This is a genomic window from Catenulispora sp. GAS73, from assembly GCF_041262085.1.
Lineage (GTDB): Bacteria > Actinomycetota > Actinomycetes > Streptomycetales > Catenulisporaceae > Catenulispora.
In genome coordinates this window covers 115,923-130,686 of the sequence record NZ_JBGCCM010000027.1, presented here as the reverse complement: position 1 = coordinate 130,686, position 14,764 = coordinate 115,923, and the positions used below count along the sequence as shown (strand labels likewise).

The 14,764-nt window shown below is 71.4% G+C and carries 14 protein-coding genes; 9 read left to right on the top strand and 5 right to left on the bottom strand.

Annotated elements, in window-relative coordinates; genetic code table 11:
* Window positions 1–16: 16 nt before the first annotated feature.
* Window positions 17–1,027 carry a permease prefix domain 1-containing protein gene (locus tag ABH935_RS34480; RefSeq protein WP_370382144.1) on the top strand — a complete coding sequence of 337 codons (1,011 nt, stop codon included), beginning with the start codon at window positions 17–19 and terminating at the stop codon, window positions 1,025–1,027.
* Here the strand turns inward: ABH935_RS34480 and ABH935_RS34475 are convergent.
* The gene (locus ABH935_RS34475; protein ID WP_370382143.1) at window positions 948–2,471 is read right to left on the bottom strand and encodes an MFS transporter; all 1,524 of its coding nucleotides are present in this window, start codon (window positions 2,469–2,471) and stop codon (window positions 948–950) included. The genes ABH935_RS34480 and ABH935_RS34475 overlap by 80 nt on opposite strands.
* Window positions 2,472–2,758: 287 nt before the next feature.
* Between ABH935_RS34475 and ABH935_RS34470 the strand changes: the two genes are divergently transcribed.
* A complete protein-coding gene (locus ABH935_RS34470; RefSeq protein WP_370382142.1) occupies window positions 2,759–3,262 on the top strand; it encodes a MarR family winged helix-turn-helix transcriptional regulator in 504 nt (167 codons plus the stop codon).
* 514 nt (window positions 3,263–3,776) lie between these two features.
* On the opposite strand, the gene ABH935_RS34465 is transcribed toward ABH935_RS34470, so the two are convergent.
* From ABH935_RS34465 to ABH935_RS34450, 4 genes are all read right to left on the bottom strand, one after another.
* Window positions 3,777–4,637, bottom strand: coding sequence for an alpha/beta fold hydrolase (locus ABH935_RS34465; protein WP_370382141.1), 861 nt, complete (start codon window positions 4,635–4,637; stop codon window positions 3,777–3,779).
* Window positions 4,634–4,960, bottom strand: a complete 327-nt coding sequence (locus tag ABH935_RS34460; protein WP_370382140.1) for a DUF2516 family protein — start codon at window positions 4,958–4,960, stop codon at window positions 4,634–4,636. Before ABH935_RS34460 ends, ABH935_RS34465 begins: the two co-directional genes overlap by 4 nt.
* A gap of 161 nt (window positions 4,961–5,121) precedes the next feature.
* On the bottom strand, window positions 5,122–5,811 hold the full coding sequence (locus ABH935_RS34455) for a hypothetical protein (RefSeq protein ID WP_370382139.1): 690 nt from the start codon (window positions 5,809–5,811) through the stop codon (window positions 5,122–5,124).
* A gap of 15 nt (window positions 5,812–5,826) precedes the next feature.
* A complete protein-coding gene (locus ABH935_RS34450) occupies window positions 5,827–6,300 on the bottom strand; it encodes a helix-turn-helix domain-containing protein (protein WP_370382138.1) in 474 nt (157 codons plus the stop codon).
* A 185-nt stretch (window positions 6,301–6,485) separates the two neighbouring features.
* Here ABH935_RS34450 and ABH935_RS34445 point away from each other — a divergent pair, with 185 nt between their 5' ends.
* The 7 genes from ABH935_RS34445 to ABH935_RS34415 all read left to right on the top strand — a co-directional run bounded on the left by ABH935_RS34445 (window position 6,486) and on the right by ABH935_RS34415 (window position 14,697).
* A complete protein-coding gene (locus tag ABH935_RS34445) occupies window positions 6,486–7,205 on the top strand; it encodes a hypothetical protein (protein ID WP_370382137.1) in 720 nt (239 codons plus the stop codon).
* 786 nt (window positions 7,206–7,991) lie between these two features.
* Entirely contained in the window at window positions 7,992–9,275 is a 1,284-nt protein-coding gene (gene mshA, locus ABH935_RS34440) for a D-inositol-3-phosphate glycosyltransferase (protein WP_370382136.1), read from the top strand.
* 57 nt (window positions 9,276–9,332) lie between these two features.
* Window positions 9,333–9,881, top strand: coding sequence for a YbjN domain-containing protein (locus tag ABH935_RS34435; protein ID WP_370382135.1), 549 nt, complete (start codon window positions 9,333–9,335; stop codon window positions 9,879–9,881).
* Between the two features lie 9 nt (window positions 9,882–9,890).
* Window positions 9,891–10,646, top strand: a complete 756-nt coding sequence (locus tag ABH935_RS34430) for a phosphoglyceromutase (protein ID WP_370382134.1) — start codon at window positions 9,891–9,893, stop codon at window positions 10,644–10,646.
* Window positions 10,647–10,853: 207 nt separating this feature from the next.
* Window positions 10,854–12,788, top strand: coding sequence for a GTP-binding protein (locus ABH935_RS34425; protein WP_370382133.1), 1,935 nt, complete (start codon window positions 10,854–10,856; stop codon window positions 12,786–12,788).
* A gap of 78 nt (window positions 12,789–12,866) precedes the next feature.
* Window positions 12,867–13,400 (top strand): SigE family RNA polymerase sigma factor, encoded by a 534-nt coding sequence (locus ABH935_RS34420; protein ID WP_370382132.1) that lies wholly within the window; start codon window positions 12,867–12,869, stop codon window positions 13,398–13,400.
* A gap of 7 nt (window positions 13,401–13,407) precedes the next feature.
* Window positions 13,408–14,697, top strand: a complete 1,290-nt coding sequence (locus ABH935_RS34415) for a hypothetical protein (protein WP_370382131.1) — start codon at window positions 13,408–13,410, stop codon at window positions 14,695–14,697.
* Window positions 14,698–14,764 lie beyond the last annotated feature (67 nt).

The window sequence follows — 14,764 nt, the reverse complement described above, 5'->3', positions numbered from 1 at the left end:
GCGTGGAGGTCGCACGATGAGCTACCGCTCGATCGAGGCTTACGCCGACGACCTGGCCTGGCGGCTCCGCGTCGGCGCGCGCGGCCGGCGCCGCATCGTCAGCGAGGTCACGGCGCATCTCGCCGATCTCGTCGCCGAGGAGGAGGCGGCCGGCCTCACCCCGCAGGCGGCGGCGCGCCGGGCGACCGTCCGCTTCGGCGCCCCGGAGGAGCTGGCCGCGGAGTTCAACCGCGACTGCGCGCTGCACAGCGCACGTGTCGCGGCGTGGGCGCTGGTGGCGTGTGTGGCGGCCGCGGTCGGGGCCGCCGGGCTCGCGAACCGGGGCGGGGCGCCGGCGGTGCCGTGGCCGGATCAGGCTGCGTACTACGCCGCTCCGGTGCTGTTGGGGCAGGTGGCGGGGATGTGCGCCGGGACCGCGTTCCTTCTGGTGGTGCTCGCGCCTTGGTTGCTGGGCCGGACTCCGCGGAGCCTGGCGACGGCGGTCCGGGCGCAGGCCGTCGCGGTCCTGGCCTTGGTCCCGATCGCGGTGATCTCGGCCGGGAACATCGCTCACTCCGCGTGGGACGTGGGCGCGATGTCGGCGCTGGTGGCGCTCGCCGTGCCGGTCGCGCTGGTCTTCAGCGTCCGCTCCGCGCTGCGTGCCGGGACCGTGTCCGGCAGGGCTTCGACCCTTGACGTGATCGCAGACTGCTGCGAGACGCTGGCGATGCGCTGGACGTGGAGTACGCGCCTGTACGAGTTGGTGACCGGCGTCTGGTCGACGGCGGCCGCACGGATGCCGCGCTTGATGAGCTGGCTGGAGATGCGGCGGCATCCGTGGCGCTCGGCGGTCACCCTCTCGGTGGCGGCGGGGGTCGCGTTGAAGGCGCCGGATCTGCTGAAGGGCGACCTCGACGTGCGTGCCGCCGCGATCGAGGCCGTCGCGGCGTTCTTCGGCTACTGCTTGTTCAGTGGCCTGCTCGGGCTGCGGACGCGTACCCCTCGTGACGCGGTGCGGGTCGAGGGTCTTGAGACGGTGCGGGCGTAGCGGGCGTCTCGACGCGCCGCAGCACGACCACCGCGACCACCAGCGCCGCCGCCAGCAGGATGACGCCGATCGTGAACGCCACGTGGTAGCCGCTGCTCAGCGCCTCCGCCGGGGTGCGGCCGCCGCTGAGCAGGTGCGCCGTGCGGGCGGCGGCCAGCGTGGACAGCACCGCGGCGCCGACGGCCGCCCCGACCTGGGCTGTCGTGTTGTAGAGCCCGGAGACGAGGCCGGCGTCCTGGTCGCGGGCGCCGGACATGCCCAGGCCGGCCGTCGCGGGCATCGCCAGGCCGCCGCCGGCGATCAGCAGCATGGTCGGGAGCAGGTCGCGGACGTAGTTCGCGTGTGTCGGCATGCGGAGCAGCAGCGCGAGCGCGCCGGTGAGCATCGCCAGGCCGGTGATCAGGATGCTGCGGGCGCCGAACTTCGCGATCAGGCGGGCCGAGACGCCCAGCGCCACACCGCCGATCGCCACCGCTGCAGGCAGCATCGCCAGGCCGGCCTGGGTGGCGTCGTAACCGAGCACCTTCTGCATGTACTGCGCCACCATGATCTGGAAGGCGAACATCGCCGCGATCATCAGCATCTGCACCACGTTCGCGCCGGCCACACCGCGTGAGCGCAGGATCCGCAGCGGCATCAGCGGATTCGCCGCGGTGGCCTGGCGGACGAAGAACCCTGCGATCAGCAGCGCGGACAGCGCCGCCGGGCCCAGCGTGCGGGCCGAGCCCCAGCCGTGGTCCGCGGTGCCGATCACGGTGTAGATGCCGAGCATCAGGCCGCCGGTGACGAGCAGTGCGCCGATCACGTCGACGCCGGCCCGCAGACCCCGGCCCCGGTCGGCGGGGATCGCCTTCACGGCCGCGGCCAGCGTCAGCACACCGATCGGGATGTTGATCAGGAAGATCCAGTGCCAGCTCAGCGCGTCGGTCAGCACCCCGCCGAGCACCTGGCCGATCGAGGCCCCGGCAGCCCCGGTGAAGGCGAAGACGCCCAGTGCCGTGGCCCGCTCGCGCGGCTCCGTGAACAACGTCACCAGGATCCCCAGGCTCACCGCCGAGGACGCCGCGCCCCCGACGCCCTGCGCGAACCGCGCCGCGACCAGCATCGCCGGCGAGGTCGCGGCCCCGGCCACGGCCGACGCGGCCAGGAAGAGCGCGATGCCGGCCAGGAACATCCGCTTGCGCCCGAGCAGGTCGCCGAGCCGGCCGGCGAGCAGCAGCAGACCGCCGAAGGCCAGCTGGTAGCCGTTCACCACCCAGCTCAGGCCGGCCGGGGAGAAGCCCAGGCGGGACTGGATCGCGGGCATGGCGACCGTGACGATGCTGCCGTCCAGCACCGCCATCAGGGCACTGGCGGCGATCACGGCGAGCGCCAGGCGCGTGCCGCCGGCGCGGGGAGTGGGAGGTACTGGGAGTGCGGGAGGTGCGGGGGATTCGGGGGACATGCGATCACTCCTGGAGGCAGGAAGTCGGGACGCGGCCGGGTGCCGGGCCGGCGGGCTGGTGAGCTGTCGGGCCCTCGGACTGGCGAGATGCCGTCCTGCCAGGCTGCTGAGCTGTCGGGGTTGTCGGCTGTCGGGTCGGCGAGCTGTCGGCCTGCTGAGCTGCTCAGCTGTCGGCCTGCTGAGCTGCACCGCATGCCGTCATGAATGACCGTAGCGGATAGTCTTGAAGCAGACAATCCCTCTCGGGAAGATCTGCTGGTGGAGTTCTCGCGGAGTAGACTGGCGCCATGACCTCCCTGGCCCCCGCGCGTCCCGCAGGCGCCGTCGCGTGCACGGCGCCCGACCTGTCCTTCCTGCTCGATCACACCTCCCATGTGCTGCGCACCAAGATGGCCGCGGCGCTGGCCGAGGTCGGCATGACCGCGCGCATGCACTGCGTGCTGGTCAAGGCGCTGGAGGAGGAGCGCACGCAGATCCAGATCGCCGAGATCGGCGACATGGACAAGACCACGATGGTGGTGACCGTCGACGCCCTGGAGAAGGCGGGCCTGGCTGAGCGCCGTCCCTCAGCGACCGACCGCAGGGCCCGGATCATCGCTGTCACCGACGCCGGCGCCGAGATGGCGAAGCGGACGCAGGAGATCGTCGACCGTGTACACGCCGAGGCGATCGGCTCGCTGCCGGAGGAGATGCGCCCGGTGTTGCTGGAGGCGCTGAAGCTGCTGACCCGTGGTCACCTCGCGACGCCGGAAGAGAGTCCGGCGGGAGCGCGGCGGGCTCGGCAGGCGTGAGGATCCCGTATGCGAGCGGCCTGTCCGCGAGGATTCCCGCGCGCTCGGCGAGCGCGCGGGTACGGGCTCTGACCTGCTGCTGAAGGAGTGGAGCGCCGCGGCGGGGGGCGTCCCAGGCCCGCCCACGCCGCGACGCTTGGAGTCATCAGAGCATGAGTCCGTTAAGCGGGCTTTAAAGGAGACCGTTCTGTGTTCATCCGAGGCAACACCGCAATCATCTGCGGGAACGCCGAACCGCCCGCCCGGCGTGGCCGCGGCTCAGGGAGGAGGGCTGAGCGGCCTCGCCGGACGGGCGGTTGGTCCTGAAATTTGACCCGACGCCCCGGTCCCAAAGGACCGGGGCCCAGCATGGCCGTCTCGTCAGCAGCCACACCGTCCGGGAGTCGGGCTCTCCCGGGTTTTTCGGGGGTGAGACAACTATGACCCGGCAGTCCCACGGTTTCGCTGAGACCGCTGTGAGAAAACCCTGAGAAAAGAAATCGCAGGTCGAGGCCGGTGTGTTACCGAACGTACATCAACGCTGAAGAGCATCTGTCGACGTGAGGAATCCCGCGATGAGTTCCCTGAGTTCGGCGCGATGGCCCCACAGTGCGCCGGCCTCGTCGAAGACGATCAGGCGGGCTGTCGGGAGCGCGTCGGCGACGCGCCGCGCGGCCTCGACCGGATGCGCCGGGTCACCCTCCTGGGCGATCACGAGGACCGGGACCCGGACGGCGCGCAGCCGCTCCAGGCCCTGCGGATCCAGGGGCACGGCGGCGGCCAGCGGCAGCCAGCGTCGGGGGTCGCCGTCCTCGGCGATGAGCTCCTTGGCGTGGCGCTCGGCCCAGGACTCGGCGATGCGGGTGTGGCGGACCGCGAGCGGCTGCGTGCGCAGCAGGGCCTCGGCGACGCCCGGGGCGTCCGCGGCGGCCAGCCGGTCGGCGAGGTCGCGGTGCGGGGCGACGGCCTCGGGGCGGCGCGGGACGTCGGCGACGGCCGGTAGGTAGAGCACCACGCGCTCGAAGCGGTCGGGGGTGCGGCTGAGGATGCGCAGGAGCGTGGCCGCGCCGAGGGAGACGCCGAGGGCGGCGGTGGCGTGTTCGCGGTCGGCGACGGCGAGCGCGGCCGCGGCGAGGGTGTCGTAGCCGAGCGGATCCGGGCCGGTGGAGCGGCCGTGGCCGGGCAGGTGCGCGAAGACTTTGCGGCCGGGGACGCCGGAGGCCAGGGGGCGGGTGTCGTCGATGGAGCCGGCCAGGCCGTGCAGGAAGAGGGTGGTCGGCGGCGCGGGGGTGTCGGCGGGAGTGCTGACGCCGGCGCCGTGTTCGGCGCCGGCGCACGCGTACTCGACGGTCCCGCCGCCGGCCGGGCCGGCGTAGGGCAGCGTCAGGGTCCTCACCAGGGGCCGTACGGGCCCTGGTTGCTACCGCTCTTGCGCTTGCTGCCGGAGACTTCCTTCAGGGCCGGGCGGACGTCCACCCAGTAGACCATCGCGACGACCACGCCGACGATGGTGAACAGCAGGCCCAGGATCAGGTTCGCGGCGATGGCCACGGTGAGGATGATCAGCCAGCCGGGCTTGGTGAGCTTGCCGGCGGCGCGGTAGGCGTCCTCGCGCCGCATGGCGGCGTCGACGAGCACGACGACCTGCCCGACCAGCACGGCCAGGGAGATGATGGCGAGGAAACTGGAGAGGCCGTCGCGCAGGGCGGAGCCGATCATGTCGCCGTCCTCCTTCTAGGGTGGCGGCCGGGAGGCCTGCCGGTCGTTAGGTTCAACGTACGGGACCGGCGGGCTCGTTCCCAGTCTCCTCACGATCTACCGACGCGATCCGTCGACGGATCGCCGAACGTCGACGGTCCGTCGACGGTCCGCCGCGGCGCTCAGGCCTGGTCGGCCTTCTTGGCGCCGCTGCCGTTGGCGGAGCGGCGGGGCGCGGCCTTCTTGGCGGTGCTGCCGGCGGTCTTGGGCTTGGGCTGCTCGGCGGCGGCCTTCGGCGCGGCGGCGGGGGCCTCGGTCTTCGGGGCGGCGGTGGCGGCGGGCTTGGCCGCGGCCTCGGTCTTCGGCTCGTCGTCCTCGATCACCACGACCGACTCGACCCGCACCGGCTCGGCGCCGCCCGTCTCCTGCACCGCGACGACCTCGACCTCGGTGACCCGGCCCGCGAGCACGCGCTCGACGACGGCTTTGCCCCGCTCGGAGTAGCCGTCGTAGGTCTCCACGGCCTTGCCCGCGACCTCCAGGGCCCGGCCGACCTGCATGAGCAGCAGGGTCTGGGCCTTCTCCCGGGCGGCCCGCAGGTCCGGCTCGGCGATGCGGTCGCGCAGCGCCTTGGCGTCGTCCTGCAGCTGCCCCAGCGCGATCTTCGACTGCACGGTCTCGGCGACCCCGGCGACCTTCCCGGCCACGGAGGTGGCGACCTCGCCGGCCTTGCCCCCGGCCTCGCTCAGCAGCGAGGGGGCGTCCTTGAGCGCCGACACGGCGGCGTCACCGACACCGGCGGCGAAGTAGAAGGGCTTGGGGTTGGTGACGGTGGTCGCCACGGTCTTACGGGCGTTGTCCACGAGGTTCATGAGATGCCTCTCGATTCACTGCTCGGTGAGCCCGGCCTTCGCCGGACCATGGGTGGTTTCGGTGGATTCGTCGTCTTGGGCAGCCAGCTCATCAGACACCGCCGCATCCCGAGCGCTCTCAATACGGAACGCCTCATAGATGTCGAGCAGCGCACGCTTCTGCCGCGCGTTGAGCCACGGATCGCCCGCCACAGCGGAGCGCACATCATGGCCGTCGGTCGCCGCGTCCCCATCGACGTCGACGCCCCCGTCCAGCAACCCGGCCCGCACATAAAGGGTCTCGGCCGAGATCCTCAGCGCCTTGGCCAACTGCTGCAGGATCTCCGCACTGGGCTTCCGCAACCCCCGCTCGATCTGACTGAGGTAGGGATTCGACACCCCCGCGGCCTGCGCCAGCTGCCGCACGGAGTACTGCGCGTTGCGGCGCTGCTCGCGGATGTACTCGCCGAGCGGTCCGATCGGGATAGCTCCCAGGGGGTTGTGGGGCATGCGTTCAGGGTCGCACGCGGGTGCTTGCAATTGCAAGCGGGTGCTTGCTGATGTGATGGAGGGCACTGCGACGCCCGCCGCTGACCGCCCGAGTGTCCGATGGGGACGGTTGACTGTCCCCCGATCGATCTACAGCCCGGCGGCCTCGGCCGAATACCGGGGGGGGACAGCGGTGGAGGTTCACGATGCAGGAAGACGTCATGACGGCCGGGGCGGGGTTGCGGGTCTACCCCGAGCCCGCGGAGGTGTTCGTCGCCGACCAGGCCGGACTGGCCGAGCACCTGCACCCGTTGATCTCGATCGACCTCGCCGGGGTGGACGCGGCCTGGCATGGGTGGATCCACCTGGTCAGCCCGTTGGAGCCGTCCGAGGGCTATCTCGGCGACCACACGGAGGCCTTCCACTCGCCCCTGCAGAAAACCAACTGGCTCGGCTTCTCGATGGAGGACGACCGCTACCGTCTGCTCGGCGACTGGCGCTACTTCGCGCGGGCGACGACCCCCGAGGAGCTGCCTGATCCCTGGCCCGGGTTCCGTGCGCAGCTCGACGAGCACTGCGAGTCCGAGGAACGCAGTTACCTGGCACACCGGGACGCCTTCCGCCGTGAAGGCGTCCTGCTCATGCGGCGCGAGGACGGCTCTCCGCAGTTCGACGGGGCCGAGGCGGTGGCTTTCTTGGAGCAACTCGGCGGCGAGGCGGACGCGCACGGCAACTGGGCTCAGCCCGATCTGTTCGACATCGAGCACGACGACCGGATCGCGTGGCCCGTGAGCCCGGCCGGGAATCCGTTCCGGTTCGTGGCGGCGGTGCCGGGCTGGCACTACCGGCGTAGCGGGGCCGACTGGATTCTGCTGTTCTTCGAGCCTGTCGAGCGGCTCGCGCTGCTGACTTTCGACTGGAGCTGAGGCCTGGGCGGGAGGGGCCGTCCTGCGGCCTCCGCTCCGTAACCGCGCGACGACGGCCCAGCGTCCGCCAACCCTCCGCGACGGCAAAACCACCCAATCCCTGGCGGCATTTTTCCGGTGGCGGTTCCCTTGGCGGCGCTGCTCCGATCGGCCTCGCGGGCCCGCCGGATGCCCTTCGGGGCCCCGAAAAACCGCCCGAAATAAAGACACCGATACTCGCCACCCCCGCGCCATACGCCGCCGGATTGGGCTCTGACCTGCGGAGGGAGGCCCAGTGCCAGGTATCTACTACGATGCGTAGTCAATTTTCTTATGTGGTTTTGACATCGGACATGCCACTCTGAGAGCCCTCCGAGGGAGCCCGACCCTCGGCGGTGTGCGAGTGCAGACCCGCGCGCCTGCCCGGCCCCGCTCCGTTCGCGTCCCCGCGTGATCGGTTGTGCGGGGCCGGGTCCTTTTTCGGGGCTCCTTCCGCCGCTTCGCGCCTGGCGTGTTCCTCCTCACACGCAGCCGTCCCGCAGGGCTTCCCCTGTGGCGGCCGTGGCCGGGTGTGCGTGCTCAAGCTGCCCGTCTCACAGGTCAGTCGCGTTTGAGCCCGCCGTGCTGCTGCCCCGTAAAGTCATCCGATGATCGGACCGCCGGGTGGCGCCCGTCCCGCCGGGAATGCGCCGCCGAGGTCCTGCCGTTGCATCGTTGTCGGCCACGGCCGCCGGCCACGTTCGCGTGGCCCGGTTGCGTGCCTGCGACGACGCCCCCGGATGGCCCCGATGTAGGAGGTAGAGCGCCGTGGAATCGCTGCCCAGGCGTGTGGCGCTCCTTTCCGTGCACACCTCTCCGCTGCACCAGCCGGGTACCGGCGACGCGGGAGGCATGAACGTCTACATCGTCGAGCTCTCGCGCCGGCTGGCCGATCTGGGCATCGAGGTGGAGATCTTCACGCGGGCCACCACCGGCGCGCTGCCGCCGGCCGTGGATCTCGCGCCCGGGGTTCTGGTGCGGCACGTGACCGCCGGTCCCTACGAGGGGCTGTCCAAGGAGGACCTGCCGGGGCAGCTGTGCGCCTTCACCTCCGGCGTCCTGCGGACCGAGGCCATGCACGAGCCCGGCTACTACGACCTGATCCACTCCCACTACTGGCTCTCCGGCCAGGTGGGCTGGCTGGCCAAGGAGCGGTGGGGCGTCCCGCTCATCCACTCCATGCACACCCTCGGCAAGGTGAAGAACGCCGCCCTCGCGCTCGGTGACGACCCCGAGCCGACGGCCCGGCTGGTCGGCGAGGACCAGGTGGTGGACGCCGCTGACCGGCTGATCGCCAATACCGACCAGGAGGCCTCGGAACTGGTGCGGCTCTACGGCGCCGACCCCGACCGGGTCTCGACCGTGAACCCCGGGGTGGACCTGGACCGCTTCCGTCCGGGGGACAAGCGGGCGGCCCGGGAGTCGCTGGGGCTGCCGCCGGACGCCTCGGTCCTGCTGTTCGTGGGGCGGATCCAGCCGCTGAAGGCCCCGGACGTGCTGCTGCGGACCGCCGCCGAGCTGATAGCCCGCGACCCGGAGCGGCGCGAGAAGCTGGTCGTCGCGGTGGTCGGCGGGCCCAGCGGGTCCGGGCTGGCCGAGCCCACGCACCTGCACCGGCTGGCGCGCCGGCTCGGCATCGCGGACGTGGTGCGCTTCGTGAAGCCGGTGGACCAGACCCGGCTGGCCGACTGGTACCGGGCCGCGGACATAGCCGTCGTCCCCTCCTACAGCGAGTCCTTCGGGCTGGTCGCGATCGAGGCGCAGGCCTGCGGCACCCCGGTGGTGGCCGCGCGGGTCGGCGGGCTGGCCACCGCGGTGGCCGACGGCCGCTCCGGCACGCTGGTCACCGGGCACGACCCCGGCGACTACGCCACGGCGACCGCCCGGCTGCTCGACGCGCCGCACTTGCTGGCCGACTACGGGGAGAACGCCGTCGAGCACGCCGCTCGGTTCGGCTGGTCGGCCACCGCGGCCGCGACCGCCGACGTCTACAGCCGCTCGATCGAGGATCTGCGCGCACTTCGGTACCGGGAGCTGTGCGCCGGGCAGTAGCGGTCGCAGTAGTAGGGCGGGAGTTGCCCGGCGCCGCGGCGGCAATAAGGTCGTCCCATGGGTGGTGATCGAGAGAGCCTCAAGGCCGCGGCGCGCGCGGCGGTACGGGACGCGGTGGCCGACGCCGGAGTCGAATACGAGCAGCCCGACGAGGGCACGTTCGTCGTGAAGCTCCCCGGCGAGCACAAGCTGTGGACCACGTGCTCGCTGGTGGTCGGCGACCACACACTGTCGCTCAACGCCTTCGTGGCGCGCCGTCCCGACGAGAACCACGAGGGCGTCTACCGCTGGCTCCTGGAGCGCAACACCCGGCTCGGTTCGCTGGCCTTCGCGCTGGACCGGCTCGGCGACGTCTACCTGGTGGGCCGGCTGCCGCTCGGGCTGATCACCGCCGAGACCGTGGACCAGCTGCTCGGCGAGGCGGTCGCGGCCTCCGACTCGTCCTTCGACCAGCTGCTGGAGCTGGGCTTCGCCTCGGCGATCCGCCGGGAGTGGGAGTGGCGGACCTCCCGCGGGGAGTCGCTGGCGAACCTCGCGGCGTTCCGCCATCTCATCGAGCGGACACCCGACACCCGGGACGAGAACGGGATCGAACCCCCGAAGTAGGCTGGCGCCATGACCGCCGAATACCGCCTCATCCTGCTCCGCCACGGCGAGAGCGAGTGGAACGCCAAGAACCTGTTCACCGGCTGGGTGGACGTCAACCTCAACGCCAAGGGCGAGGCCGAGGCCGTGCGCGGCGGCGAACTGCTGCGCGAGCACGACCTGCTGCCGGACGTGGTCCACACCTCGGTGCTCCGCCGCGCGATCCGCACCGCGAACCTGTCGCTGGAGGCCGCCGACCGCCACTGGATCCCGGTGCGCCGCAGCTGGCGCCTCAACGAGCGGCACTACGGCGCCCTGCAGGGCAAGGACAAGGCCGCGACCCTGGCGGAGTTCGGCGAGGACCAGTTCATGCTCTGGCGCCGCTCCTACGACGTCCCCCCGCCCCCGCTCGCCGTGGACGACAAGTACTCGCAGTTCGACGACGCGCGCTACGCCGGCCTCCCGACCGAGCTGCGCCCGCAGACCGAGTGCCTGAAGGACGTCGTCGGCCGCATGCTGCCGTACTGGTACGACGCGATCGTCCCGGACCTCCGCGGCGGCAACACGGTCCTGGTAGCCGCGCACGGCAACTCCCTGCGCGCACTGGTGAAGCACCTGGACGGCATCTCCGACGCGGACATCGCCGCCCTGAACATCCCCACCGGCATCCCGCTGCTCTACACGCTGGACGCCGACTTCCGGCCGACCAAGACCGGCGGCGAGTACCTGGACCCGGCGGCCGCGGCGGAGTCGATCGAGGCGGTCAAGAACCAGGGGAAGAAGTAGTCCGAGCTGGAATCAGCCCGGCTGGAAGAAGTCAGGGCCTGATAGCAGCCAGGGCAAAGCAGCGCCGAATAATCGTTTGCCCCACCGGTGCCGTCGTGCGAGCCTGCACGGCGGCACTGTCGTTCTCTGGAAAGGCCATGGGCATGCGCCGTCGTTCCGAAATCTTCGTTTCCCCTATGGATCGAGCTTTCGAGGACGCAACCAACCGTGCCCACTGTGAACATCGGAATCCTCGCGCATGTCGACGCGGGTAAGACCAGCCTGACCGAGCGTCTGCTCTTCGAGACCGGGGTCATTGGCCGGCTCGGGAGTGTGGATGCCGGGACCACGCAGACCGACCGTGGTGAGATCGAGCGGCGTCGGGGGATCACCATCAAGTCCGCGGTCGCCGCGTTCGGCGTCGGGGATCTGCGCGTCAACCTCATCGACACCCCCGGGCACTCCGACTTCGTCGCCGAGGTCGAGCGGGCGCTGGGGGTGCTGGACGGCGTGGTGCTCGTGCTCTCGGCGGTCGAGGGGGTGCAGGCGCACACCCGGCGGCTGATGAAGACGCTGCGGCGGCTGCGGGTGCCGACGCTGCTGTTCGTGAACAAGATCGACCGGGTCGGGGCGCGGCACGACGAGTTGCTCGCGGACGTGCGCAGGCTGCTGACGCCCGGCGCCGTCGCCGTGACCGCAGCCGAGGACGCCGGGACGAAGGTGGCGCGTGTGCGGTCCGCGATCCTCAGCACTGCCGACGCCGAGCGGCTGGCCGAACACGACGACGCCATCCTGGCCGCCCTGGTCGACGACCGCTTCCCGGTCGAGTCCGAGCTGCGCGCAGCCCTGGCGCGCCAGACGGCGCTCGGCCGCGCGTACCCGGTCTACTTCGGCTCGGCGATCACCGGAGTCGGGGTCGCCGAACTCGTCGACGGAGTACGTGATCTGTTGCCGCGCGCCGGCGGAGACGCCGACGGCGAGACCCGCGGCACCGTCTTCGCCATCGAGCGCGGGCGTGCGGGAGAGAAGATCGCTTACGTACGCGTGCGCAACGGTGTCCTCCGTGTCCGAGACCGCACCGAGTTCGGCACGGTCACCGGCCTGGAGGTGGTCGGACTCCACGGCGCCCACGAGGCCCGCCCCGGCGACATCGCGAAGGTCAGAGGGCTGCCCGGGATCCGGGTCGGCGACCGCTTCGGATCCGGCGAGACCGACCGAGCTGTGCATGCCGACACCGCCACCAACACCGCCGCCGACTTCGCGACACCAAGCCTGGAAACCGTGGTCCGAGCGGCGGACGGCGACCGCACCCGCCTGCACGCCGCCCTGGTCGCCATGGCGGATCAGGACCCGCTGATCCGCACCCGCGCACTGCCCGGCGGCGAAAGCTCGGTGCTCCTCTACGGCGAGGTCCAGAAGGAGGTCGTCGCAGCGACGCTGGCCGAGGAGTACGGCGTCCAGGCGCTCTTCGAGCCGAGCCGGACCGTCTACACCGAGCGCCCCGTCGGCGTCGGCGAGTACCGCGAGGACATGACCCACGACCCGAGCACCCGGTTCCGTGCGACCCTCGGATTCCGGGTCGCCCGGGGCCCGGCGGGCAGCGGCCGGGTGTTCCGCTACGAGACCGAGCTCGGCGCGCTGCCGCCGGTGTACCACCGGGCGACTGAGGAGACCGTGCTGCGGGCACTGGACCAGGGGCTCGACGGCTGGGAGGTGACGGACGTGGCGGTGACCATGGTGCACAGCGGCTTCTGCTCGGTGACCAGCACCGCGGCCGACTTCCGGAAGCTGGCGCCGTTCGTGCTGATGCGGGCGCTGACCGAGGCCGGGACCGAGGTCCACGAGCCCTGCCACGCCTTCGAACTCGACGTCCCGGCGGACACGGTGTCGGCGGTGCTGTCGGCGCTGATCGCGGCGGAGGCCGAGATCGAGGTGTCCGAGGGCGGTACCGCGTCCTGGTCCCTGCGGGGGAACCTGCCGGCGCGCACGGTGCAGGACGTCGAGAAGACGTTGCCTGCGCTCACCCGAGGCGAGGCGGTCTGGCTGTCGCAGGCGGCGGGGGACCGGCCGGCGCGGAGCCGGCCGGCGGCCCGGGAGCGGACCGACGGGAACCCGGCCGAGCTCGGCGAATACCTGCGTCACCTGGCGTTGGAGAAGGCGTAGAGCCGTTATGAGAAAGGGCCCGGAGAAAGTACGGAGAGGCGCTAGAACCCCGAGCGCGCAGACGCGGGTTATATCTGCGTGAGATCTCTCAGGAAAGGCACCAGCCCGGAGTACCAAGAGGAATTCCGGGCCTTCGTCACGGGAAGTCAGGGCCACCTGAGGCGCTCGGCCTATGTGCTGTGCGGCGACTGGCACTTTGCCGAAGACCTCGTCCAGACCGCCTATCAGCGGATCTTCCGGGCCTGGCAGCGGGTGCGGCTGGTGGACATGCCGGACGCGTACGCGCGCCGCGTCGTCTACCGCTGCTATCTCGACAGCCGCAAATGGCAGCGGGAGGCGGCCTCGATCGAGGCGCTGATCGACCGGCCGGTCCAGGAGGGCGACGCCGCGATGCGGCTGACGATCCTGGCGGCGCTGGCCGAGCTGGCCCCGCGCACCCGCGCGGTCGTCGCCCTGCGCTACTGGGAGGACCAGAGCGTCGAGCAGACGGCGGCCGCGCTGGGCATGAGCCCGGGCACCGTCAAGAGCATGTCCGCGCGCGGGCTGGCGCAGCTGCGTGAGCGGCTGGGCGACTTCGCGAGCCTGCTTCCCGACTCCGTAGAAACCAGGTGAGTTGGAAATGACACCAGCTAACTCAGAGAACCGAGACACCACGGACCTGATGGTCCACGACATGATCGGCCGGCTCTTCGAGGAGCCGGAGCCGATGCACCGCACCGACTTGGCAGACGGCGCGATCGCGCAGGGCATGGCCGTGACGCGCCGCCGGGGCTTCACCGTCGCCGGGGCGACGCTGAGCGTGCTCGTGGTGGTCGGCGGGGCTGTCGCGATGGCCGGCGGCGGGCCGAGGACGGGAGGCGGCGACTGGTCGCTCGGCCCGGACCCCACCGCGAACATCGCGCCGCAGGCTTATGAGGACACTGGTCCCACCTACGCGGACCGGCAGCGGGAGATCGTCGAGCAGCTGCCGTCGGTGTTCCGCCCCTTGCTCCCGGCGGGGGTGACGGTGAGCCCGAACCAAACGCAGGCCGCCGGTGGCTCGTCCATGCTGACCGGCGACTACGTGCCGGGGATCGTGCTGCGCTCCGGAGGCGACGACTACCCCCTGCGCTTCGACAACACCGACGCGGCAGGGTACGCCAGCGCCTTCGCGAGAGCGTCTTCCCCCTCGATCGCAGTGGCCGGCGGCACGATCCGGGTCGCGGTTGTGCAGGGCGGCACCGAGTCACCGCAGCACGGGTTCTCCGCGTGGTACGAATTCACACCCACCGACTCCAAGCAGGCGTTCCACTTCTATCTCTACGGCTCCGGCAGTACCACTCCCATCAGCCCCACGGCTTTCCAGCACATGGTGGAGTCGCCGGCGTTCGCCAAGCTCCGGCAGCTTCTCGACCCGTCGGTCCCGGCCTCGGCCGACGCGGTCCGGCAGCGGTACGCCACCGAGGCGAAGATCAACGCCGAGGCGCAGAAGGCCCTGCCGCCGGGATTCCGGCTGAAGCTCAACCCGGGCGCGCCCGGTGGGCTCGAACTCGTCGGCCCCGGCGGGGTCAACACTTTCGAGTGGTTCAGTCTCCTGGGCAAGGACCAGCAGATCTCCTGCCCGGCCCAGTCGCTGTGCTTCGCTCCGTACAGCGGCGACGGGCTCGGAAGCACGGTCGGCCCCGACAGCAAAGCGCGGCTCGGTGTGTACGGGGGATGGACCGGGAAGTCCGCCGACTCGTCGGTCGTGATCCATGTCTTCGGCAAGTCGGAGCTGGGCACGTCGGTGGACCCGACGCAGATGGGCAAGCCCACCGAGACCGGGCCTCAGGGCCCCGGGCTGACGCCGCAGCAGGCGATGGCGATCGTCAAGGCGCCGAACGTGGCCACCGTGATCGCCGACGTCCAAAAGCTGGCCGCACTGTACTGACCCGCTGACCAGCGAAAAGACACGGCCCCGGCCGGCTGCCGTTCCCGGCGGCCGGCCGGAGCCGTGT